We start from the raw sequence: 551 nt of genomic DNA, 5'->3' as shown, positions 1-551 counted from the left end.
CTGCCGTTGGGTGTGGTGGGGTTGACGGCGGATCAGATCGGCGAGGTCTCTGGGGTGGATCTGCGTGAGCGGACCTCGCTGGCGGCGCTGCTGCAGTCCGTGCTCGGGGGCGTGATGGACTCCGAGCTCAGCCTGCGCGACGAGGTGGACGTGTTCGCGCCTGTCGCCGACCTGCTGAAAGTGACCCTGCTCAGCGCCCTCACTCCCGACCGCGCCACGACCCGGTATCCGCTGGCCGAGCAGATCGTCACCTACGTGCTCGACAACCTCACCGACCCTGGTCTCGGGGCCGCCCGGATCGCGAAGGACCTGCACGTGTCCGAGCGTCTGCTCTACGCAGAGATGTCCCGCGCCGACATCCGGCTCGCGCAACTGATCCAGTCCCAGCGCCTGCGCCGCGTCCGCGACGCCCTGACCGCACCGGCCACCATCGATGTCCCCATCGGCGTCCTCGCCCAGCAACACGGGTTCGTCTCAGCCAGCCACTTCAGCCGCATCTTCCGCGAAGAATTCGGCACCACACCCCGCCAATGGCGCAACAACACCACACC

Annotated in this window: 1 protein-coding gene; it reads left to right on the top strand. The window is 68.1% G+C overall.

Annotation, left to right across the window (positions count from 1 at the left end; translation table 11 throughout):
• Positions 1-551, top strand: a 551-nt coding sequence (locus tag AC1RS9_RS14515; RefSeq protein ID WP_144695000.1) for a helix-turn-helix transcriptional regulator, incomplete at both ends; no start/stop codon positions are given.

The sequence above is a fragment of the Dermacoccus sp. MPR-E5 genome, from assembly GCF_058809565.1.
This window is presented reverse-complemented; position numbering and strand designations above follow the sequence as displayed.